The following is a 20,599-nucleotide window of genomic DNA, read 5'->3' as shown; positions in this document are numbered from 1 at the left end:
GGCCACTAAAATAGCTCTCGACCAGAGGATGCAAGATCAACATGCGCCGTACCACGACCAAAGGGTTCAAACGCACCTCCTCGCTCCTGCGGGATCGCATTCGCAAAGCCAGCGAAAGCAAGGGGTTTGCGGAGACCCGCGTGCTCACCCATTGGGCAGAGATCGTGGGGCAGGATATCGCGCGCATTTGTCGGCCCGTGGATGTGAAATACGGCCGCAAAGGCTTCGGCGCGACGCTCACGGTGCTCACCACCGGAGCCAATGCGCCCATGCTGGAAATGCAGAAAGAGACTTTGCGCAACCGTGTGAATGCCGCCTACGGCTATAACGCCATTGCCCATCTGCGCATCACCCAGACCGCCCCCACCGGCTTTGCCGAAGGTCAGGTGCAATTCTCGGCCCCGCCCAAAAAAGAGGCGGCCAAACCCGATCCCGCAACCCAGCAAGAGGCCGCTCAGGTCGCAGCCCCGGTGCAGAACAATGAACTGCGGCAAGCGCTTGAACAGCTTGCCGGCAACGTGCTTATGAAAAATAAAAATGCTAAGAAAGGTTTCTAAATGAACCGTTTTGTTCCCCTTATCGCCGCTGCAGCCATGGCTGTTGCAGGCGGGGCCTACTGGATGACTGCGGGCCAGCCGACGACCACCGCTGTCTCCACCATTCTGCCTGCGGTGTCCAACATCCAGACGGTCTCCTCTGAAAATGCGGGGTCCTCTGAGATCGTGGAAATGGCGATTGGCGCCGAAGACGCCCCGATCACCATCATCGAATATGCCTCCTTCACCTGCCCGCACTGTGCGAGCTTCCATGAGAACGTCTTCAAAGACCTCAAGGTCGATTACATCGACACCGGCAAGGTGAAGTTCATCTTCCGCGATGTCTACTTTGACCGCTATGGCCTGTGGGCCTCCATGGTGGCACGCTGCGGCGGTCAGGAGCGTTTCTTCGGCATGACCGATATCCTGATGGAAACCCAGCGCGAATGGACAAGCTCCGGTGATCCGGTGGCCATCGCGGATGCGCTGCGCAAAACCGGTCGCCTCGCCGGACTGGAAGATGACACGCTTCAGGCCTGCCTGCAGGACGAAGACAAAGCCAAGGCGCTTGTGGCTTGGTTCCAGGAAAATGCAGCGGCGGACAATGTTCAGGCCACGCCAACGCTCATCATTGATGGCGAACAGCATTCCAACATGAACTACGCGGATCTGCGCGAGATTCTGGACGGCAAGCTGGGCGAATAAGCCCACTTGCTCAAGCCTGAGCGGTCTAGGATCGCTCAGGCACGCCAATCCGGGTCAAGAGCGTTTCAATCGGCTGCCAATCCGAAATGGCCAGTCGCACGGGCAGGGTCAGCACCTGCGCCCGCATCTCCATTGGCAAACGCACCGCATCCTTTTCCGTTGTGACCAGCTGCGCCCCAAGCGCGCGGGCCTCTGATGTGAGGCGGGTCAACAGCGATGGCGGCAGCGCCTGATGATCATCCAGCGCTTCCGTGCGCACCAGAGTCGCGCCAAGCCCTCGCAAAGTTTCAAAAAACTTCTCCGGATGCCCAATCCCGGCAAAGGCCAGAAACGGGGTTTCCCGCCAGTCCATGCCGGTTGGAAGTGGCTCTAAAGCGCCTGTGAGATGGGGAAGGGAGACCACCTGTCCCCAGTGCGCTGCAAACTGTGCTTGCGCCTGCACAGACCCGATCGACAGCAGCACATCCGCCCGCGCCAGACCCGTCGCGACGGGTTCACGCAAGGGGCCTGCGGGAATGCAACGCCCGTTGCCAAATCCGCGCGCCGCATCCACCACGATGATGCTGGCGTCTTTCTGCACCGTGGGGTTCTGAAAGCCGTCATCCAGCAGGATCACATCAGCCCCCGCCGCCTCAGCGGCAGCCACGCCTTTGGCACGGTCTTTGGCCACCCAGGTTGGGGCAAACGCCGCCAGCAAGAGCGGCTCATCGCCGGTCTGCGCAGCGCGGTGGGCGCGTTCATCCACCTGCACAGGCCCTTCCAGCGCGCCGCCGTATCCACGCGAGACCACATGCGGTGTGTTCCCGCGCGCCTGCAGATGCTGCACCAAGGCGATTGCGGTGGGAGTCTTGCCCGTGCCCCCGGCGTTGAGGTTGCCGACACAGATCACCGGCACATTGGCTTTGTGGCCGTCAGAACTTTGCCGAATGCGCTTTCGCGTCGCTGAGGCGTAAAGCGCGCCCAAAGGCGCAAGCAGATGCGCCTGCCAGCCGGGTTTGTCCGGAGCGTTGGACCAGAACTTTGGCTCTTTCATGAAACCGCCTCTTGCTGATCCAAAAGCGCATGTGCGTGCTCAATCACCATATCGGAAACCGCGGCACTGTCAGAAACAACCTGCCAGCCCGCATGGGCCATCGCCGCCGCCTGATCGGGCGCAGCCAGAAACATCAGCGCAGCGGTCAGGCTTTCAGCGTCTTTCACAATCCGCGCCGCGCCCACATTGGCCAGCCGCGTGTAGCTGTTCAGATAGCGCCGCACCGACGGGCCATAGAGGATCGCACTGCCAAGTGCCGCCGGTTCAAGCGGATCGCGCCCGCCAGCCCCGGCAACCAGCGAAGAGCCCACAAGGCTGACCGGGGCAAGCCGGTACCACAGGCCCAGCTCATCGGGCGTCTGTGCAAACAGCACTTGAGTATCTTCCCCGGGAAAATCCCCGGCCTCCCAATCAGCAACCCGCCACCCGTCTTCCTGAATGGTCCGGTGCATATCTGGGGCATCTTCTGCGTTGTCGGGTACAACCACCAGCAATGTGCGAAACGACAGCCGCAGCATCTGCCGATAGGCGTTGAGCACCAGCGGCAGCTCTTTGGGCTGCAGTCGCGCGGCCAGCCAGACCGGGCGGCCAGAAAGCGATGCGCGCAGCTCCTCCAGATCGCTGTCCTGAACCGGCAAGGCCTGCGCCTCTTCCATCAGCTCACCACTCAGGGTGATCTCTGCCGTTTCCGGCAGCAATTTCTTGAACCGGCTCCGCGCCTCTTTGCCTTGCGCGAAGATCTTGGTGAACCGCATCAGGGTCGCGCGGGTCGGCTCCGGCCCCCAGCGGCGTTTCTGGTCAATCTTGGTGCGATTGGCCTCTAGCAGCACCGAGGGGATATTCCGCTCAAACACCGCGTCAATCAGCGCCGGACGCAACTCCGGCCCCAGCCAAAGGCACAGATCGGGCTGCCAATGGATCAGAAAAGCTTTGATATCGTTGGGGTTTTCCGAGGGACAGCTTTGCCAGATTGCCTCCTCCGGCAACCCTTGGGGCGGCTTGCTCTGCGGTGTCGTGATCAGAAACGCGCTCGCCCCGCGCTGCCGGGTCAGGCGCTGACCCAGTTTTGCGAGGGTCCGCACCCGTTTTGGATCCGCACAGTGCAGCCAAACCAGCTCACCCGCCGGTCGTGGCGTGGTGATGGCAGCCAGCTGTGGCGGTTGGCGGCGCGCAAACGCAAGATATGTCGTCAGACCAAGCGAGCGCGGCATGCCAGTTTTATCCGAGTTCTTCCGTGGAGGAGGCTTCTGCGCCTTCGTCACGCAGGCGGTGCAAATGGGCGATGAAATACCGCATATGCGCATTGTCTACGGTGCGCTGTGCTTCGGCTTTCCAAGCGTCATAGGCGCTTTCGTAGTTCGGAAAGATGCCCACAACGTGAATGTCGTCCACGTCTTTGAATGCGGTTTTTGTGGGGTCGATCAGCTCGCCGCCAAAGACGAGGTGCAATCGTTGTGCCATGGGCCACTCCTTTGTGGTGCGGATTTGCGCGCAACCTAAGCCGCTTACGTCGCGGTCTCAAGAGGGCAGGTTATAGAGAAATAGGCGGAATTTTTCCCGTTTCCCAAAGGTTTTTGCGGTTTTGCCTATTGCGGCGCATGGGTTGGCGCCAGAGCCGCACAAATCTTGGACTGCAGGGTGGTATTGCCCGCCACAACGCCCGCAAGCCGGGGATCTGGATTGTTGAACACCAAAGGATTTCCATGCCGGTCAGAGGTCGCCGCACCGGCTTCACGCAAAATCAGATCGCCAGCGGCAATGTCCCATTCCCATGTCGGGCGCAGGGTCAGCATGGCGTCAAACCGGCCCTGCGCCACCAAAGCCATGCGGTAAGCCAGCGAGGGGCGATAGCCGCGATTGAAATCCGGAGGCGTGTCTTTCCACAGCGCGGCCTCCATTGCGGGCCGGGCTGCCAGAACCTTGGCCCCGGCGAGCTCTCCAATGGTGGCCGCTTGGATCGGCTCGCCGTTCAGCGTGGCGCCTTGGCCCTTTTCCGCAACATAAAGCCGGTCCCGTCGTGGCAGATAGACCACCGCTGCGGTCACTTCGCCATGTTCCGCAATCGCAAGCGAATGGGCCCAGGTGTTGGATCCTTCAATAAAGCTGCGGGTGCCATCAATCGGGTCGATGATAAAAACCCGCGCGTCCTGCACCCGGTTGCCTTCATCAAGTGACTCTTCGCTCAACCAGCCATAGTCGGGCCGCGCCCCGCGCAGCTCCCGCTCCAGCATGTCATTCACCGCCAGATCGGCCTCGGTAACGGGGCCAGCGCCCTCCGGCTTATGCCAGGTCTTTGCGTTTTGCCCGTCATAGCGCTTGGCAATCTCACCTGCCTCCAGCGCCGCATCGATCAGGAGCTGAAGGTCAGGCGCCGGCAAGGGTCATCCCTTCCACCAGCAATGAGGGCACCACACGCGACAGGTAGCCGCGCGCATCATTGGCTGGCACGATATGGCGCAGCATGTCATGCAGGTTCCCGGCGATGGTGCATTCATTCACCGCATAGGCGATCTCGCCGTTTTCGACCCAGAACCCGGCTGCCCCGCGAGAATAATCCCCGGTTGTCGGGTTGATGGTGGAGCCAATCAGCGATGTCACCAACAGACCACGCCCCATGTCTTTGATCATTGCCTCACGCGACTGCGCACCTTGGGTCAGCGCCACATTCCAGCTGCTCGGGGAGGGCGGGCTTGAAACGCCGCGCGCGGCATTGCCGGTTGAGGCCATGCCCAGCTTGCGCGCATTGGCCAAATCAAGCGTCCAGCCGGTCAGCACGCCTTTGTCGACAATCGCACGTTTCGCGGTGGGCAGCCCTTCCGCATCAAACGGGCGCGAGCCGGAGACACGCGGGCGCAGCGGGTCTTCGATAAGGGAAAGCGTTTCGGGCAGAACCTGCTGGCCTTGCTTGTCACGCAGCCAGCTTGAGCCACGCGCCACCATGGCGCCGTTTGCTGCCGCCAGCAGATGTCCGATCAGCGATGAGGAAATGCGCTCATCAAACAGCACCGGGAAAGCCCCGGTTTCTGGCTTGCGCGCGTTCAGGCGGGCGATGGCGCGCTGTCCGGCTTCGGTGCCGATCTCGGAAGCGGAGCGCAGATCGCTCTGAAAGATACGCGAATCTCCGTCGTAGTCGCGCTCCATGGCCTCGCCGGTTCCGGCGATGGCAGTGGTGTAAACGGCGCGGCTGCTGCGGTCATATCCGCCGGAAAACCCGTTGCTCGCCGCCAAATGCACCGTTGTGTGGCTATATCCGCCAGTGGAGGATTGCACCTGCGTCACGCCGTCGACCGCCATAGCCGCGGCTTCGGCTGCCAAAGCATCCGCCTGCAGCGCATCAGGGGCGGGCTCGGCAGTTGGGTCACACAGCTCAAGTGCGGCAATATCAGGATCGCGCACAAGCTGCTCCGCCGCCGCCAACCCCACATAGGGATCCTCAGGCGCTTCTTTGGCCATGGCCACCGCCCGCTCTGCCATGGTTGCAATGCTTTCAGGGCGCGTGTCGGAAATGGACACATTGGCCTGACGTTGACCGATCAGCACACGCAGCCCGAGGTCCACCCCCTCAGAGCGCTCTGCCTGCTCAAGCTTGCCTTCGCGCACCTCGATGGACACCGACGTTCCAGAGACCACCATCGCATCCGCCGCTTCCGCACCGGCTTTCTGTGCGGCCTCCAGCATCATTCCTGCAAGCGTTTCCGGTGTCTGCGACATATCCTGTGCCCCTTTTTGAGTTTGTTATCAGGTAGTCGCCCTGACGCAGCGACGCAAGCGCGTTGGCCTGGCTCAGTTGCGCCGCAAAACCTGGAACGCGGCAGAGGCCAGCCATCCTGCGGCAATCGCAATAGCCAATGACATGATCCCGTAAATCAAGGGTTGATTGCGCGACAAATCATAGAGCCAGCGTTCCAGCCCCACCTTGTTCACATTGATCACCGTCTCAAACTGAGACACCACCTTGCCATCCCGCGTCAGGAAAATGCGGGTGGGATAGTCGCCTTCCGTCAGGTTGGCGGGCATCTGGATTGAGGTGCGAAACAGGGTCTGCTGCTCGATTTCCACAGTGTTTTCGCGCAGCTGATACAGGCCTTCATCGGTGCGGATGCGGATCACCGCTTCGCTGAAGCTTTGGGCGTCCTCCACCTCCATCGGCGCTCCGACAGAGCGGATCGCACGCGGGATCGACACTTTGTGGCGCTGGTCTTCGACGTTGGAAATCGCTTCTGTGAACGGCGCTGAGGTGGCCACCGCATAAAAGCTTGGGGCGGCGTCAATCTCCACCGCATCGGTGTTCACCCAGATGCCAAACTTGCGCTCCTTGCGCCGCACGGTGAGCGGGCTGGATGGGCCGGACACGGCAATCACCACGTCCAGCGGCTCTTCCGGGATGGGGGCCTCGCGTTTCACCGCACCAAACAGCAGGATCTCAGAGCCGTCAAAGTTTGTGGTGATCGCCACCTGATCCTGGCTCAGACCAAGCACCACTTCCTCTGCGCTCAACGCGCTGGCGGCAAGGGCAAAGCAGAAAGAGAGTATCCGCAGCATCAGTGCCCCTCCACCGCGCCAAGCGAAAAGAGCTCGCTGGGTTGCAGCAGCAGGTCGAGCGCCAGTTTGGCGCAGACCATGATCACCAAAAGCGCCAGCAGAATGCGCAGCTGTTCGGCCTTCAGGTAGGTGCCAAGCCGCGTGCCAATCTGCGCGCCGATCACACCGCCCACCAGCAACAGAACCGCCAGCGCGATGTCCACGGTGAAGTTGGTGGTGGCGTGCAAAAGCGTGGTGAAGCCGGTGACAAAGATGATCTGAAACAGCGAGGTGCCCACAACCACTTTGGTTGGCATCCCCAGTAGATAGATCATCGCTGGCACCATGATGAACCCGCCGCCAACGCCCATGATGGCTGACAGGATGCCCACCAGCACGCCCACCATCATCGGCGGGATCACAGAGATGTAGAGACCGGACACACGAAAGCGCATCTTCAGCGGCAGACCATGCACCCAGTTGTGTTTCTTGCGTTTGGGTGGTCCGGCGTTCTTGCGCGATTTGCGGATCGCGTTGAGGCTCTCGATGAACATCAGAGAGCCGATCACGCCGAGAAAGACCACATAGCAAAGCCGTACCAGCAAATCGACCTGGCCCTGCGACTTCAGATAGTTGAACACCACCACCCCAAGCGCGGCCCCTATCAGCCCGCCGGACAGCAGCACCGTGCCCATTTTGAGGTCCACGGTTTTTCGCTTCAGATGCGCCAGCACACCACTGAACGAGGAGGCCACAATCTGGTTCGCTTCCGTCGCAACCGCGACGGCCGGCGGGATGCCGATGAAAAACAAAAGCGGCGTCATCAAAAATCCGCCGCCAACCCCGAACATCCCCGAAAGAATGCCCACCATGCCGCCCAGTCCAAGCAGCAGGAATGCGTTGACGGAAACTTCGGCGATGGGGAGGTAAATCTGCATAATTTTTGATAGCGCTACAGGGCTCTCAAAAGCAACCTGCCAGCGTCGATAAAACGCTGGCAGGACAGATCATTGACCGAAAACTGGACTTATCGTCCGGTTGCGGATTTAGCGCTCTTTGACGTAGGGCTCGCCGCTGGCACGTGGCGGGATCGCCTTGCCGACAAAGCCTGCGAGGATCACCACGGTCAGGATATAGGGCAGCGCGCCCAAGAGCTGCACCTGAACCTTGATGCCGGAAACATTCTCGATGATGTCCGGACGCAGCTCCAAAGCTTGGAACAGACCAAAGAGCAGACAGGCCCACAGCGCATAGACCGGACGCCATTTGGCAAAGATCAGCGCCGCGAGCGCGATAAAGCCACGACCGGCGGTCATGTCTTTCACAAAACCAGCCTGCAGAGCGGAGGAGAGATAGGCCCCGGCCACACCGCACAGCACACCGCAGATCAGCACCGCCGCATAGCGCAGCCAGACCACCGAAACGCCCGCCGTATCCACAGCTGCCGGATTTTCCCCAACCGCGCGCAGGCGCAGGCCAAAGCGGGTGCGGAACAGCAGCCACCAGGTGAAAGGCACCGTCAGCAGCGCCAGATAGACAAGGATCGAGTGGCCGGAGATCAGTTCGGAGTAGAACTGCTGCATCGGGCTAGCCTCTGCGATCAGCTGGCTCAGCGGGCGGCCTGCGGCCTCCGCGTCCGTCGGGCCAATCGCAAACGGCAGCTCAATCGGGTTGAAGCGCGCAGCGCCTTCCAGCGGCGGCGTGCGGCCCCCTTGGCGGAACCAGCTTTGCGCCGCCAGAACGGTCATGCCAGCCGCAAGGAAGTTGATCGCCACACCGGAAATCAGCTGGTTGCCGCGAAAGGTGACGGATGCCAGCCCGTGGATCACCGCAAGAATGATCGACGCGCCAATCCCGGCCAGCAGGCCAACCCAGGCATTGCCAGAGTAATAGGCGAATGCGGCGGCAAAGAACGCCGCTGCCAGCATTTTGCCCTCAAGGCCGATGTCGACCACGCCGGAGCGTTCCGAGTAAAGGCCCGCGAGACAGGCCAGCAGCAGAGGTGTTGCCAGACGCACAGATGTGTCCAGCACCTGAAGCAGTGTCAGAAAGTCCATCAGGCGTTCCTCCGGCGCAGCGCGATAAAGAGTTTCTCAAGCGGGTGACGCACCATATTGTCCAGCGCCCCGGTGAACAGGATCACCAGCGCTTGGATCACCACGATCAGCTCACGTGGGATGCTGGTCCAGAGCGCCAGTTCCGCGCCGCCCTGATAGAGGAAGCCAAACAGGATGGCTGCGAGGAACACGCCAAACGGATGGTTGCGCCCCATCAGCGCCACCGCGATGCCGATAAAGCCCGCGCCTTCGGTGCTGTTGAGGATCAGACGTTCGCTTTCCCCCATTGTGGTGTTCACAGACATCATCCCGGCCAGCGCACCGGAGATCAGCATGGCGATCACGGTGATGCGCACTGGGCTGATGCCGGCGTATTTGGCGGCCGTTTCCGATTGGCCAAAGGCACGGATTTCATAGCCAAGCCGTGTGCGCCAGATCAGCGCCCAGACCACAAAACAGGCAATCAGCGCGAGGAAGAAGGTCACGTTTGCAGGGGCCCCGCGGAACATGGGTGCCTCTGCGGTGGAGAACATATCCTGGAATGACGGCAGATGGGTCGCCTCCGGGAACTTGGCCGAGGCCGGATCCATCGCGCCCACAGGCCGCAGCATTTCCACCAGCACATAGTTCAACAGCGCCGCAGCGATGAAGTTGAACATGATGGTGGTGATCACGATGTGGCTGCCGCGTTTGGCCTGCAGATAGGCCGGGATCAGCGCCCATAGCGCGCCAAACAGCGCTGCACCTACAGAAGCGCCGAGGATCGACAAAGACCAATGGGGCCAAGGGATGTAAAGGCACACCAGCGCCACGCCGAGGCCCCCCAGCATCGCCTGGCCTTCGCCGCCGATGTTGAACAGACGTGCGTGGAACGCGACCGAGACCGCAAGGCCTGTGAAGATGAAGTTGGTGGCGTAATAGAGCGTGTAGCCCCAGCCAGCCGAGCGCATCAGCGCCCCGTCGATCATCAGTTTCAACGCTTCAATCGGGTTTTCGCCAATGGCCAAAATCACCAATGCGGAGAAAAAAGCCGCCAATAGCAGCGAGATAAGGGGGATCAGGACGATGTCAGCCCATTTAGGCATCTTATCCATCGGCGTGGACCTCCTGTTCAGTGGTGTCATTGCCGCCGTTGCCTGCAACTGCGGAGGTGTCGGTGATCCCGGCCATCAGAAGGCCCAGCTCTTTTTCATTGGTCTGCGCCGGATCGCGCTCACCCATGATGTGGCCGTCAAACATGACCGCAATCCGGTCAGAGAGGGACATGATCTCATCAAGTTCCACAGACACCAGCAGGATCGCTTTGCCCTGATCGCGCAGGTTCACGATCTGCTGGTGGATGAACTCGATTGCGCCGATGTCCACACCGCGGGTCGGCTGGCCAATCAGCAGCAGGTCCGGATTGCGCTCGATTTCGCGCGCCAGAACGATTTTCTGCTGGTTGCCGCCAGAGAAGTTCTTGGCCGCCAGTTTCGGATCGGGCGGGCGCACGTCAAAGCGCTCCATCTTGGCTTCGGCATCCTCATAGATGGCTTTGTTGTCCATCAGAACGCCGTTCTGGATTTCCGGTTCCAGATGGTAGCCAAACACGGTGTTTTCCCAAGCGGAAAACTCCATGATCAGGCCTTCGCGCTGCCGGTCTTCCGGCACGTGGCTCACCCCGGCCGCGCGGCGCGCCTGTCCGTCAGCGCCATGTCCGCTCAGCGGGAGCGGCTCGCCATTGACCAGAATGGTGCCGGTGCCTTCAGCATAACCGCCAAGCACTTCCAGCAGCTCGGATTGGCCGTTCCCGGCCACCCCTGCAATCCCGACAATCTCACCGGCACGCACATTGAGGTCGATGCCTTTGACACGCTCAACGCCCGCGTCATCCACAACGCGCAAGCCCTGCACATCCAGAATGGTGACGCCCGGCTCAGCCGGTTTTTTGTCAACGCGCAGAAGCACTTTGCGCCCCACCATCAGCTCGGCGAGCTCTTCAGGTGAGGTCTCCTTGGTCTTCACCGTGGCGGTCATCTGACCACGCCGCATCACCGAAACCGTGTCGGTGTATTCCATGATCTCACGCAGCTTGTGTGTGATCAGGATGATGGTTTTGCCCTCTTCGCGCAGCCGGTCCAGAATGCGGAACAGCTGATCAGCTTCGGCTGGGGTCAGCACGCCGGTCGGCTCGTCCAGAATCAGGATTTCCGCCTTGCGATACAGCGCCTTGAGGATTTCCACGCGCTGCTGATGGCCCACAGAGAGGTTTTCGATCACCGCATCCGGATCCACGTTCAGGCCGTATTCATCCGCCAGATGCTTCAGCTCGCGGCGCGCATTGCCCAAAGAGGTGTTGAGCATCGCGCCGTCTTCGGCCCCCAGAATGATGTTTTCCAGAACCGTGAAGTTCTCCACCAGCTTGAAGTGCTGAAACACCATCCCGATGCCTGCGCTGATGGCGGCTTGGCTGTCCGGGATCGGGGTCTTTTGTCCCTTTATAAAGATCTCCCCGGCATCCGCTTTGTAAAAGCCGTACAGGATCGACATCAGCGTGGATTTTCCCGCGCCGTTTTCGCCGATGATGCCGTGAATGGTGCCAGGCTGCACCGAGATCGAGATATCCTTGTTGGCCTGAACAGGGCCAAAGGCTTTGGATATGCCTTTTAGTTCAATGGCAGGCGCCGTCATTCAGGCTCTCCCAGTCCTGCGAAGCCGACCATGCGCGTTGCGCGCCCATCGGCGTCAAGTTCCACGAAATATTGGCCAAGCTGCTCTTTGCCGTCGGCCATGCGAAAGGCAACGGTCACCCTTTGGTGGCCTTTGGTCTCGCTGGTTCTGACCACCTGCGCAGTCGCGCCAGGGGCATATTGCGTGAACATGCCGATATAGCTGCTCAGCGCGTCCAGATCGGAAATCGTCTCTGGGGCATTGGGATCGCAATAGGAGAAGTTTTTAGCTATGACTTCGGCAAGTGTGGCGCTGCGTGTGTCAGCGTCTGCCTCTGCCCAGGTGGCGAAGAAAGCGGTCACGTAGTCTGGCATGAACTTGTCCCCCTTTTACGTTTTAGGGGCCGCACCGCCATGGCACGGCCCCCTTAAAGAGCTCCGGGATGGATCCCGGGCGCCTGTTATTCCACTGGGCAGCTGTTGTCACTCATGTAATCGTGCACAGCCAGCTCACCGGAAGCAATTTTACCGCTTGCTGCATCAACTGCGGCAGCCATGTCCGCAGAAACCAACTCAGCGTTGTATTCGTCCATCGCATAGCCGACGCCGCCGTTGGCCACGCCCATCACGTTGAAGCCGGTTTCCAGCGCGTCACCCGCCTTCATGGCTTCGTAAACCGCGTTGTCCACGCGCTTCATCATGGAAGTCAGGACTTTGCCTGGGTGCAGGTGGTTCTGGTTGCTGTCCACACCGATGGAGAGGATGCCCTCATCCGCTGCGGTCTGCAGAACGCCAACACCGGTGCCGCCTGCCGCTGCATAAACAACGTCCGCACCCTGGCTGATCTGCGCTTTGGTCAGCTCGGAACCTTTTACCGGGTCATTCCATGCGGCAGGTGTTGTGCCGGTCATGTTCTGAATCACGGTTGCGTCCGGGTTCACCGCTTTCACGCCCTGAACGTAGCCACAGGCGAATTTACGGATCAGCGGGATGTCCATGCCACCGATGAAGCCCACGGTGCCGGATTTGGACGCCTGCGCCGCCATCATGCCGACGAGGTAGGAGCCTTCGTGCTCGTTGAATACAACGGAGCGCACGTTTGGCGCGTCAACAACCATGTCGATGATGGCAAATTTGGTGTCAGGATAGTCGCCCGCCACTTCGCCCAGCACGTTGCCAAACGCAAAGCCGGCCATAACGATTGGGTTGGCACCCGCTTCTGCAAAGCGGCGCAGAGCCTGCTCACGCTGTGCTTCAGACTGCAGTTCGATCTCGCGGAAGCTGCCGCCGGTTTCTTCTGCCCAGCGGGTTGCGCCGCCAAAGGCCGCTTCGTTGAAGGATTTGTCGAACTTGCCGCCGAGGTCAAAGATCAGCGCCGGTTCTGCCAGGGCTGCACCTGCAGAAAGGGCCGCAGCTGCCGCAGCGCCAAGAAATTTGTGCATCAGGCTCATTTAAGTCTCCCAGTGTTGAGCGGGGCGGTCGTTTCGTTGCGAGTGCCGTCCCGTCTATTGTTCATGTCCCGCCGGACCATCATGTAACTAAGGCGATTGATACCGAAGCGGTCAACTTTATTTTGACCATTTGGCCAAAAAGGTGACATTCGAATCAGGCCCCCGATCAGTTTAGCGCCTTTTTTAGGAGGCATGCAGCGATTTGCTGCCCGTCTGTGCGTGTGTAGTAGCCGGGCCGCGTGCCATATATTTCGTAGCCGCAGCGCTCATAGAGCGCAAGCGCAGCCGCGTTGTCCTCCGCCACTTCCAGAAAGCTTGTGGCAGCCCCGCGTGCACTGGCTTCCGCCTCGTATTTTTCCAATAATAACAAGCCGAAACCACGCCGCCGGGCGTCAGGGTGTACAGCCACTGTCAGGAGTTCGCATTCGTCTGCCACCGCACGACCCAAAGCGAACCCAGCGTCAACCGAGACAAAAAACACCAGTCGTGACTGAAGCAGCCCGCTTATTTCTTTGGCATCCCAGGAGCGGCTGTCTGTGAAAGCGGCGCCGTGGATCGCGGCCATGGTCTCAGGCGTCATGGCGGATCACTGATCCAAAATGACCGGAGCAGGGTCCTTGGGCGGCGCCGCATCCGCAGGCTTGATGTAGAGCGGTGCCGGGGCAGGGGGGCTGTCCAGATAGCGTTTTGCCGCCAAGCGGGCGATCTGTACGACAAGGCTTTCGGGCACGGGATGCGCGAGCGCGATATCTTCCATGATATCGATCAATTCGTCCTGCGTTGCGAGATAAGGCACTTCTCCTTTGGGAGAGAGATAACCTTGCCCGCGCGGTCCGGGCACAACGGGCACTGCGGGGTGGTCTAACCCGGCTTCAATCGCGTCAAAGCTGTTCACGCCCACCGCCGGAATGCCAAGCCCCAGCGCGAGGCCGCGCGCGGCGGAGACGGATATGCGGATGCCGGTAAAATTGCCGGGGCCAACCCCCACGCCAATCGCATCCAGATTTTGCCAGCTTTTTCGGGCCTCTTTCAAAACCTCTTCCAGCATCGGCATCAGGCGCTCCGCCTGCCCGCGCCTCATCTCTTCGACTTTAAAGCCGATGATGTGCTCACCAGACAGCAAAGCGGCCGCGACATGCGCGGCCGATGTGTCAAAACTCAGGACCAGTGGGGCCGTCATGGGTAGAAATTACACCGCGACCGGACGCACTTCGGTCACTTCAGGAATGTAGTGACGCAGCAGGTTCTCGATGCCCATTTTCAGGGTCAGCGTAGAGGAGGGGCAGCCAGCGCAAGCGCCCTGCATGTGCAGATACACAACACCGCGGTCGAAACCGTGGAAGGTGATGTCGCCGCCATCCTGAGCCACTGCCGGACGCACACGTGTGTCCAGAAGCTCTTTGATCTGGCCAACAATCTCGCCATCTTCGCCAGTGTGCTCCGCGTGACCGGAGGGGGCGGTCGCCTCACCTGCCATCACAGGCTGGCCAGACTGATAGTGCTCCATGATCGCGCCTAGGATCGACGGTTTGATGTGATCCCACTCAATGCCGTCCGCTTTGGTCACGGTCACAAAGTCATTGCCGAAGAACACGCCCGCCACGCCATTCACCGCAAAGATGCGGGTCGCCAGAGGGGAGGCTGCCGCGCCATCCGCAGTCGGGAAATCGGCGGTGCCCATTTCCAACACAGTCTGCCCGGGCAGAAACTTCAGCGTTGCAGGGTTCGGGGTGGATTCCGTTTGAATGAACATTGGCAGACCTTTCCTATCAAGATTTGATATGCGCCTGCGGTTGTGATTAGTCAAGGTTTAGATTCATTCTAAACTGAGATGGGAGAGCGCTGCGTAAGTGATGGCAGCGCTCTCCAGCCTTTATGGCGTCGGGCAGCCCAAAACGCGCAGCTGCGCGCGTGTTTCCGCGCTCAGCACCGCATCAGGTTTCACGATGGACCCGTCCACCCCGCAAATGCGCACCTTGTCTTGGGTCATCACATCGCCGCGTTGCTCTGTGTAGGACGACAGCCCACTGCCTGCGACAGTGTAGTGCCCGGTGGCAGAGACCACGGAAAAATAGCCCTCCGCGAGCACCAGCGCTTTAGGGGCATCAAACACGCCAAGACGCATATCGCGCACCTCAAGCCCGTCGCGCTGCGCTGTGCCATAGACTCGAAGGATCTGCCCCTCTGTCGCATGTTCCGGGCGCGGCCCGTTCATGGTCACGGCACCCAGTTGCCATGATGGGGTGCCCTCAGGGGCGGAGGCATAGCTGCCCTGCACGCTGGCCTGCGCCTGCGGGGGCACCACCTCAATGGCGGTGGCAATCACTGTTTCGCGGTTCCAAAAACCGCTCACGGCAATCCAATCGCCCACGGTCACCTCAGGCGCGCGCGCATCTTTCAGGATGCGTGCGCCCATGACCACAAAGGCATCTGGATGCACCTCGCTCACAGGGCCGACAATCGGATGCACTTGCGCAATCGCATCTGCGGCCCAATGATCGCCGTCCCTTTGCACGGCCACGGCCACGGTTTGCCCGGGGCGCAACGCGCTGGCCGGTTTGGAGCCAGCCGCAGAGCTCACCTGCATATCGGGCGCAAAGGTGATGCGCTGCGTGTTCACGATGATGCTGCCCAGTTTGACAATTTCGCCGACAATACCCGTGCCGGTGAGACCGCCTTCACGCGCCTCCTTTTCTTCGCCAGCAGAGACGGGCAGGGCGCTGCTGGCTATCACAAACGCGCATAATGCGCTCAGTTTCAGAAAACCGCTCATGTTTTGGTGTCTTCCTCGGAATTCTTCTCGGGGGTGGCCACGCCTTCTGGCGTGGAAGTATCGGTCGGATGTATCGGCGCAATGAAAGCACCGGTGACAAAACGGCCGTTTGCCAACTGCCCGGACGCATCGTCTTCGCTTTGCAAACGGTGCGCCATGGCGTTGAGCGTCTCAAGATAGCTTTGTGCCATCTTGCGTGCCTCTGCTTCCAGCGCGGCAACCGAGCTGGCAGAGAGGTGAGAGTAGCGCAGCACCTGATCAAACTGGCGCGGCGCACCGGGCGGGGACAGCACGTTTTCCGTGGCAATTCGCAAATGGTCCCCCACCGTCGCCTCAAAGGCATCAATCGCCGCATCACCGGATTGCGCCACAAAGGTCGCTGACAGCAATTCTAGCTGCCCATCCGGATGGCGTTTGATCAGATCCTGACGTTCAAGCTCTGACAGGACAGTGGCCGCCGCAAGGTCGACCTTGCTGGTTTTGATCAGCTCGTCAAACCCGGGTGCATCGGGTCGTCCTTTGCGCGGCAGCAGGCGCGGCTGGCCTGCCGCATCGCAAAAAGGCAGCTCCTGAGACCAGGTTGTCAGCACCAAAGCGATTCCCCGTGTGGGAATCTTTTTCGTCTGCCCGCTCTCAATGTCAGCACGCAGCCGCTTAACATCTTTGCGGTGCACGCCGGTGCGCAAACTCACCTGACTGTCGGTGGCGCTCTCATCGGACAGCCCTTCGTTCACCAAAGCACGTTTCAGGGCTTCGGTGGCTGTTTGCACGTCCAAATTGTTTTTGATCAGCAGTTTAGACAGGGGATTCAGCAAGGCTGAGAGCGCGCGTTCCATCCTGTCTGTCGTGGTGCTTCGTGTCGTATTTCCCATTCCAAGTCCCAAAAATCCCCGCAAACATATGCGCTTTTTTCCCCTGAGAAGAAAGGAAATTCACGAAAACGTGAGTTGTCGTGGGAAAAATTCCCATAAACATTTACGTGAGCATAGCGGAAGGACAGCAGAATGCACAACTTGGCCCAGAATTTTGAAAACGGGTTCTCCCTCTCTTTGACAAAAGACGGCGCACCCCTCGCAGAAGAGACCCCAAACATCCCCGGCGATTGGTTCACCCGTTTCGGCTTTGGCCCGCAGGTCACACCACGGTTTGCCTCTGTGCTGGCGGGCTTTGCGCATTACGCCGCCCTACAACCGGAAGCGGTTGCGCTGGAATGCGAAGGCGAGACCATGACCTATGGCGCGCTGGATGAGGCGTCTGACCGTCTGGCCCAGAAGCTGCGCGATCTCGGCATCGGCCATCAGGACGCAGTGGGCCTCTATCTGAAACGCTCCATTCCGATGGTTGTGGGCATTCTGGCCATTATGAAACTTGGCGCGATCTATGTGCCGCAGCACCTTGGCGTCGCCACTGAAAGCGCGCTGCGCCATATCTCCACCGTCACCAAAGCCAAGGTTGTCCTGACACTGGAGGCCCGGCAGGGCGAAGTGCCTCTGGAGGAGGGCCAGCACCTTCTGGCGATCGAGGAGGTGATGCGGGATGCCTCTTTGCCGCGCCTGAGCGGGATGGCAGATCTGCATGGTGATGACATTTGCATGGTGCTCTTCACCTCGGGCACCACAGGGGTGCCCAATGGGGTGCAGGTCACCCATCAGAACCTCGCCAACATCCTTCTGACCGCGCCGGGTGATCTCGGCATGCGCCCCGGTCTGCGCGTCGGGCAAATCCTTTCCATCGCCTTTGACATGGCTGCTTGGGAAATTCTCGGCTGTCTCTCAAACGGCGCAACGCTGGTGATCCGGGGTTGCGATATTCAGGCCACCGCTGAAACCGTGGACATTCTGATCGCCACCCCGTCTATTCTTGGCTCCCTTGACGCTACCGCCTGCCAGCAGGTCAAAGCCGCTGCCGTGGCGGGCGAACCCTGCCCGCGCCCTCTGGCGGATAAATGGGGCAGCTTTTGTGATTTCTACAACTCCTGCGGCCCAACCGAGACCACCATCATCAACACCGCAATGCGTCATCACCCAGAAAAGGCCGATCTGACCATCGGTAAGCCGACCCCCAACAACACGGTCTATATCCTTGATGAGGCGCTGAACCCGCTGCCATTTGGCGCGACCGGAGAAATGTGGGCCGGAGGAGATTGCGTCACCGCAGGCTACCTCGCCAATCCGGAGCTCAACGCACAGCGCTATCGCCTTGATCCGTTCCGCCCCGGCCATCTGATGTTCCGCACCCGCGATCTGGGCGCCTGGACCGAAACCGGAGAGCTGCTGCATTTCGGTCGTGTCGATGATCTGGTGAAAATCCGGGGCTTCCGCGTGGAACTCGATGGCGTTTCCCGCGCTCTGGAAGAAACCCCCTGCTGCGAACAGGCGGTGACCCTGAAATTTGACGACCGCACGCTGGTCTCCTTTGTCAGCCCCGCAGATGTCTGCCCCAAAGAGGCGCGCGCGCGGGTGGAAAACAAACTGCCCTACTACTGTGTGCCCAAAGTGGTGCTGCCCATGGCGGATCTGCCCAAGACCCCGCGCGGCAAACTCGACAAACGTCTGCTGTTGCAGCGCGCCGAAGAGGCGATCCGCCTCAGCGGTCAGGAGGCAGCGGAATGACCACGCAGACCACCAACATCAAGCCGACCCGCCGCTTCAACTTCCGAAACATCACGCGGCACCCCTCTCTGATTGAATACCGACGGCTCGCCGCCGTGGTTGCCATCGTGAACCTCTGGGTCTTTGTGCAGGGCATCACGGGCGGCGTTTGGCAGAGCGCGGCAGGGTTTCACACTGCCGCGATTGCGCAGGTGGCGCTTTTGAACTTCACGCTGGCGATCCTGATCCGGCAACAGCGCGTGGTGAACTTGCTGTTCTGGCTCGCCACACGCATTCCCACCAGCTGGCCGCTCTGGATCCGCTGGGGCGCGGGCAAGGTCTTCCACTTTGGCGGGCTGCACTCCGGCGGCGCGGTGGCCGGGTCGATCTGGTTTGCCTTCCTGCTCTTTGCTCTTGTGTCAAACGCGCTAAACGGCACCGGCGGAGCCTCTCTGCAAACGCTGTGGCTGACCGGCTTCATGGTGGGGCTCATGACCCTGATGATCCTCTCGGCCATCGGCCCCATCCGTCAAAAGTTTCACAACCGCTTTGAGCACATCCACCGTTTCGCGGGTTGGTCGCTGCTGGGGCTGTTCTGGCTCCACAATGCCTCCATGCTGCGCGATGCGGGACAGCCGATGACCGAGAGCCTCGCCTTCTGGCTGCTCTGCGTGCTGACGCTGTCGATTGTCTCCCCGTGGCTGACCCTCAAGAAGGTGCCAATCGAGGTGGAAAAGCCCTCCAACCACGCGGTTGTGGTGCGCTTTAACTATGGTGACACTCCCTTTGCTGGCTCCTCCAACGCGCTCAGCCTCAGCCCGCTGCGCGAATGGCACTCCTTTGCCAACATCCCCACCCCGGGGGAGGCGGGCTACCGTCTGGTGATCAGCCGGGCAGGGGACTGGACCGGGCGCTTCATCGACACGCCCCCCAGCCACGTCTGGGTCAAAGGCATCACCACCTCGGGCGTGGCCCGCATCGAGGTGCTCTTTAAAAAGGTGGTCTATGTCGGCACCGGCAGCGGCATTGGCCCGATTCTGCCGCATCTTTTGGCCCATGAGGTGCCCAACAAGCTGATCTGGTCCACCCGGTCGCCGCGCAAGACCTATGGGGATGCGCTGGTGGATGAGATCGAAAGCAACACCCATGATCCGCTGATCTGGGACACGGATGCCCGTGGCAAACCCAACCTCTCCGCCCTTGCACTTGAGGCGGTGCGCCAGACCGGAGCCGAGGCGGTGATTGTGATCTCCAACCAGAAGCTCACCCAACAGGTGATCTATGACATGGAACGCGAAGGCATCCCCGCTTTCGGTGCAATTTGGGACAGTTGATATGCGTGATGATGTCCAAGGCTATGAGACCATTCTGACAGAGAAGGAGGGGCGTGTTCTGACGATCACGCTCAACCGGCCCAAGGCGCTGAATGCGCTCAACTCTCAGGTTCTGGAGGAGGTGCTGGATTGCGCCTCCATCCACGACCCCGACCCCGACATCGGCTGTATGGTGTTCACCGGCAACGCCCGCGCCTTTGCCGCGGGGGCCGATATCGCCGAACTCAATGTGCAGGATTATGGCTCCATGTATGAGACCGCCTTTTTTGCGGGCTGGGATCGCTTTGCCTCCCTGCGCACGCCCAAGGTGGCGGCGGTTTCAGGCTATGCGCTGGGCGGCGGGTGTGAGCTGGCGATGATGTGCGATGTGATCCTCGCCTCAGAAACCGCGCGCTTTGGGCAGCCGGAGGTCAAGATCGGCTGCATCCCCGGCATTGGCGGCACGCAGCGGCTGACCAAACTTGTGGGCCGCGCCTGCGCAATGGATATGATCCTCACCGGCCGCATGATTGACGCACCCGAGGCGCAGGCCATCGGTCTGGTCAGCCGTGTGGTGCCTGAAGAGGCGCTGCACAGCACCGCTCAGGAGGTGGCTGCGACCATCGCAAGCTATCCCAAAGACATCGTCATGATGGCGCGCGCTTGTGTGAATGAGGCCGAAGAAGTGGGGCTCAACGCAGGCCTGCGCTTTGAGCGGCAGATGTATCACGCCCTCTACGGCCTTCCGGCACAGCGCGAGGGCATGACCGCGTTCCTTGAAAAGCGTCCACCCAAGTTCAGGTAGAAGGCGCTCAAACCCCTTTCCTGCAAGGGTAGAGCGCGCAAGGAGAGCTGCAATTCCCAAGGACAATCAGGCGCATTTGTGGTACATACTAAGTGGCGATTTGCCGTTTGAGGCACTTTGCGTTTTACCTGCCGCACGCCGCCAGAGTGAGGCAGGCAGTCCTTGG

The 20,599-nt window shown here is 60.5% G+C and carries 22 protein-coding genes; 5 read left to right on the top strand and 17 right to left on the bottom strand.

All coding sequences use genetic code 11. From position 1 onward, the window contains the following. Positions 1-35 precede the first annotated feature (35 nt). Together ACO07T_RS03320 and ACO07T_RS03315 are read left to right on the top strand one after the other, a co-directional pair. The gene (locus ACO07T_RS03320; RefSeq protein ID WP_209078747.1) at positions 36-557 is read left to right on the top strand and encodes a DUF721 domain-containing protein; all 522 of its coding nucleotides are present in this window, start codon (positions 36-38) and stop codon (positions 555-557) included. Next, entirely contained in the window at positions 558-1,241 is a 684-nt protein-coding gene (locus ACO07T_RS03315; protein WP_422048252.1) for a DsbA family protein, read from the top strand. A 25-nt stretch (positions 1,242-1,266) separates the two neighbouring features. Here the strand turns inward: ACO07T_RS03315 and lpxK are convergent, their stop codons facing one another. From lpxK to ACO07T_RS03230, 17 genes are all read right to left on the bottom strand, one after another. Next, on the bottom strand, positions 1,267-2,274 hold the full coding sequence (lpxK, locus tag ACO07T_RS03310; RefSeq protein ID WP_422048251.1) for a tetraacyldisaccharide 4'-kinase: 1,008 nt from the start codon (positions 2,272-2,274) through the stop codon (positions 1,267-1,269). Then, positions 2,271-3,485: a 3-deoxy-D-manno-octulosonic acid transferase gene (locus ACO07T_RS03305; RefSeq protein WP_422048250.1), complete on the bottom strand. Its 1,215-nt coding sequence runs from the start codon at positions 3,483-3,485 to the stop codon at positions 2,271-2,273. Before ACO07T_RS03305 ends, lpxK begins: the two co-directional genes overlap by 4 nt. A gap of 7 nt (positions 3,486-3,492) precedes the next feature. Beyond that, complete coding sequence (locus ACO07T_RS03300; RefSeq protein WP_209064649.1) at positions 3,493-3,735, bottom strand: DUF4170 domain-containing protein; 243 nt, start codon at positions 3,733-3,735, stop codon at positions 3,493-3,495. Between the two features lie 125 nt (positions 3,736-3,860). Then, positions 3,861-4,652, bottom strand: a complete 792-nt coding sequence (locus ACO07T_RS03295) for a 3'(2'),5'-bisphosphate nucleotidase CysQ (protein WP_422048249.1) — start codon at positions 4,650-4,652, stop codon at positions 3,861-3,863. Beyond that, positions 4,639-5,985, bottom strand: coding sequence for a TldD/PmbA family protein (locus tag ACO07T_RS03290; RefSeq protein WP_422048248.1), 1,347 nt, complete (start codon positions 5,983-5,985; stop codon positions 4,639-4,641). Before ACO07T_RS03290 ends, ACO07T_RS03295 begins: the two co-directional genes overlap by 14 nt. Before the next feature lie 72 nt (positions 5,986-6,057). Then, a complete protein-coding gene (locus tag ACO07T_RS03285) occupies positions 6,058-6,816 on the bottom strand; it encodes a TIGR02186 family protein (RefSeq protein WP_422048247.1) in 759 nt (252 codons plus the stop codon). Continuing rightward, complete coding sequence (locus ACO07T_RS03280; protein ID WP_209064658.1) at positions 6,816-7,733, bottom strand: sulfite exporter TauE/SafE family protein; 918 nt, start codon at positions 7,731-7,733, stop codon at positions 6,816-6,818. The genes ACO07T_RS03285 and ACO07T_RS03280 overlap by 1 nt, the downstream gene beginning before the upstream one ends. A gap of 108 nt (positions 7,734-7,841) precedes the next feature. Continuing rightward, a complete protein-coding gene (locus ACO07T_RS03275) occupies positions 7,842-8,852 on the bottom strand; it encodes an ABC transporter permease (RefSeq protein WP_422048246.1) in 1,011 nt (336 codons plus the stop codon). Further along, positions 8,852-9,946, bottom strand: a complete 1,095-nt coding sequence (locus ACO07T_RS03270; protein ID WP_422048245.1) for an ABC transporter permease — start codon at positions 9,944-9,946, stop codon at positions 8,852-8,854. Before ACO07T_RS03270 ends, ACO07T_RS03275 begins: the two co-directional genes overlap by 1 nt. After that, positions 9,939-11,522, bottom strand: a complete 1,584-nt coding sequence (locus ACO07T_RS03265; RefSeq protein WP_422048244.1) for an ABC transporter ATP-binding protein — start codon at positions 11,520-11,522, stop codon at positions 9,939-9,941. Before ACO07T_RS03265 ends, ACO07T_RS03270 begins: the two co-directional genes overlap by 8 nt. Further along, positions 11,519-11,875 carry a molecular chaperone GroEL gene (locus ACO07T_RS03260; protein WP_422048243.1) on the bottom strand — a complete coding sequence of 119 codons (357 nt, stop codon included), beginning with the start codon at positions 11,873-11,875 and terminating at the stop codon, positions 11,519-11,521. Before ACO07T_RS03260 ends, ACO07T_RS03265 begins: the two co-directional genes overlap by 4 nt. 86 nt (positions 11,876-11,961) lie before the next feature. Further along, positions 11,962-12,951: a BMP family lipoprotein gene (locus ACO07T_RS03255; RefSeq protein ID WP_422048242.1), complete on the bottom strand. Its 990-nt coding sequence runs from the start codon at positions 12,949-12,951 to the stop codon at positions 11,962-11,964. A gap of 166 nt (positions 12,952-13,117) precedes the next feature. Beyond that, positions 13,118-13,531 (bottom strand): GNAT family N-acetyltransferase, encoded by a 414-nt coding sequence (locus tag ACO07T_RS03250; RefSeq protein ID WP_422048241.1) that lies wholly within the window; start codon positions 13,529-13,531, stop codon positions 13,118-13,120. Positions 13,532-13,537: 6 nt separating this feature from the next. Then, positions 13,538-14,131, bottom strand: coding sequence for a tRNA (adenosine(37)-N6)-threonylcarbamoyltransferase complex dimerization subunit type 1 TsaB (gene tsaB, locus ACO07T_RS03245; RefSeq protein WP_422048240.1), 594 nt, complete (start codon positions 14,129-14,131; stop codon positions 13,538-13,540). A 9-nt stretch (positions 14,132-14,140) separates the two neighbouring features. After that, a complete protein-coding gene (locus tag ACO07T_RS03240) occupies positions 14,141-14,704 on the bottom strand; it encodes a NifU family protein (RefSeq protein WP_209064673.1) in 564 nt (187 codons plus the stop codon). A gap of 120 nt (positions 14,705-14,824) precedes the next feature. After that, positions 14,825-15,724 (bottom strand): DUF5666 domain-containing protein, encoded by a 900-nt coding sequence (locus tag ACO07T_RS03235; RefSeq protein ID WP_422048239.1) that lies wholly within the window; start codon positions 15,722-15,724, stop codon positions 14,825-14,827. Next, complete coding sequence (locus ACO07T_RS03230; protein WP_422048237.1) at positions 15,721-16,560, bottom strand: DUF6502 family protein; 840 nt, start codon at positions 16,558-16,560, stop codon at positions 15,721-15,723. The genes ACO07T_RS03235 and ACO07T_RS03230 overlap by 4 nt, the downstream gene beginning before the upstream one ends. A gap of 168 nt (positions 16,561-16,728) precedes the next feature. Between ACO07T_RS03230 and ACO07T_RS03225 the strand changes: the two genes are divergently transcribed. From ACO07T_RS03225 to ACO07T_RS03215, 3 genes are read left to right on the top strand one after another with little or no spacing between them, the layout of a single operon-like run. Beyond that, positions 16,729-18,336 (top strand): AMP-binding protein, encoded by a 1,608-nt coding sequence (locus tag ACO07T_RS03225; RefSeq protein ID WP_422048236.1) that lies wholly within the window; start codon positions 16,729-16,731, stop codon positions 18,334-18,336. Next, the gene (locus ACO07T_RS03220; RefSeq protein WP_422048235.1) at positions 18,333-19,649 is read left to right on the top strand and encodes a hypothetical protein; all 1,317 of its coding nucleotides are present in this window, start codon (positions 18,333-18,335) and stop codon (positions 19,647-19,649) included. Before ACO07T_RS03225 ends, ACO07T_RS03220 begins: the two co-directional genes overlap by 4 nt. A 1-nt stretch (position 19,650) precedes the next feature. Continuing rightward, a complete protein-coding gene (locus ACO07T_RS03215; protein WP_422048234.1) occupies positions 19,651-20,433 on the top strand; it encodes an enoyl-CoA hydratase-related protein in 783 nt (260 codons plus the stop codon). The last annotated feature ends 166 nt before the right edge of the window (positions 20,434-20,599 follow it).

Source organism: Shimia sp. (genome assembly GCF_965227725.1).
Lineage (GTDB): Bacteria > Pseudomonadota > Alphaproteobacteria > Rhodobacterales > Rhodobacteraceae > Shimia.
The sequence above is the reverse complement of the archived record's forward strand: the minus strand, read 5'-3'. Positions and strand labels throughout refer to the sequence as shown.

What these genes read in the sequence shown, in the direction of transcription:
- ACO07T_RS03290 (WP_422048248.1), bottom strand. Translation starts at nt 5,985, where the DNA reads ATGTCGCAGACACCGGAAACGCTTGCAGGAATGATGCTGGAGGCCGCA.
- ACO07T_RS03240 (WP_209064673.1), bottom strand. Translation starts at nt 14,704, where the DNA reads ATGTTCATTCAAACGGAATCCACCCCGAACCCTGCAACGCTGAAGTTT.
- lpxK (WP_422048251.1), bottom strand. Translation starts at nt 2,274, where the DNA reads ATGAAAGAGCCAAAGTTCTGGTCCAACGCTCCGGACAAACCCGGCTGG.
- ACO07T_RS03285 (WP_422048247.1), bottom strand. Translation starts at nt 6,816, where the DNA reads ATGCTGCGGATACTCTCTTTCTGCTTTGCCCTTGCCGCCAGCGCGTTG.
- ACO07T_RS03265 (WP_422048244.1), bottom strand. Translation starts at nt 11,522, where the DNA reads ATGACGGCGCCTGCCATTGAACTAAAAGGCATATCCAAAGCCTTTGGC.
- ACO07T_RS03280 (WP_209064658.1), bottom strand. Translation starts at nt 7,733, where the DNA reads ATGCAGATTTACCTCCCCATCGCCGAAGTTTCCGTCAACGCATTCCTG.
- ACO07T_RS03230 (WP_422048237.1), bottom strand. Translation starts at nt 16,560, where the DNA reads ATGGAACGCGCGCTCTCAGCCTTGCTGAATCCCCTGTCTAAACTGCTG.
- ACO07T_RS03260 (WP_422048243.1), bottom strand. Translation starts at nt 11,875, where the DNA reads ATGCCAGACTACGTGACCGCTTTCTTCGCCACCTGGGCAGAGGCAGAC.
- ACO07T_RS03220 (WP_422048235.1), top strand. Translation starts at nt 18,333, where the DNA reads ATGACCACGCAGACCACCAACATCAAGCCGACCCGCCGCTTCAACTTC.
- ACO07T_RS03250 (WP_422048241.1), bottom strand. Translation starts at nt 13,531, where the DNA reads ATGACGCCTGAGACCATGGCCGCGATCCACGGCGCCGCTTTCACAGAC.
- ACO07T_RS03300 (WP_209064649.1), bottom strand. Translation starts at nt 3,735, where the DNA reads ATGGCACAACGATTGCACCTCGTCTTTGGCGGCGAGCTGATCGACCCC.
- ACO07T_RS03305 (WP_422048250.1), bottom strand. Translation starts at nt 3,485, where the DNA reads ATGCCGCGCTCGCTTGGTCTGACGACATATCTTGCGTTTGCGCGCCGC.
- ACO07T_RS03275 (WP_422048246.1), bottom strand. Translation starts at nt 8,852, where the DNA reads ATGGACTTTCTGACACTGCTTCAGGTGCTGGACACATCTGTGCGTCTG.
- ACO07T_RS03270 (WP_422048245.1), bottom strand. Translation starts at nt 9,946, where the DNA reads ATGGATAAGATGCCTAAATGGGCTGACATCGTCCTGATCCCCCTTATC.
- ACO07T_RS03225 (WP_422048236.1), top strand. Translation starts at nt 16,729, where the DNA reads ATGCACAACTTGGCCCAGAATTTTGAAAACGGGTTCTCCCTCTCTTTG.
- ACO07T_RS03215 (WP_422048234.1), top strand. Translation starts at nt 19,651, where the DNA reads ATGCGTGATGATGTCCAAGGCTATGAGACCATTCTGACAGAGAAGGAG.
- ACO07T_RS03255 (WP_422048242.1), bottom strand. Translation starts at nt 12,951, where the DNA reads ATGAGCCTGATGCACAAATTTCTTGGCGCTGCGGCAGCTGCGGCCCTT.
- ACO07T_RS03315 (WP_422048252.1), top strand. Translation starts at nt 558, where the DNA reads ATGAACCGTTTTGTTCCCCTTATCGCCGCTGCAGCCATGGCTGTTGCA.
- ACO07T_RS03235 (WP_422048239.1), bottom strand. Translation starts at nt 15,724, where the DNA reads ATGAGCGGTTTTCTGAAACTGAGCGCATTATGCGCGTTTGTGATAGCC.
- tsaB (WP_422048240.1), bottom strand. Translation starts at nt 14,131, where the DNA reads ATGACGGCCCCACTGGTCCTGAGTTTTGACACATCGGCCGCGCATGTC.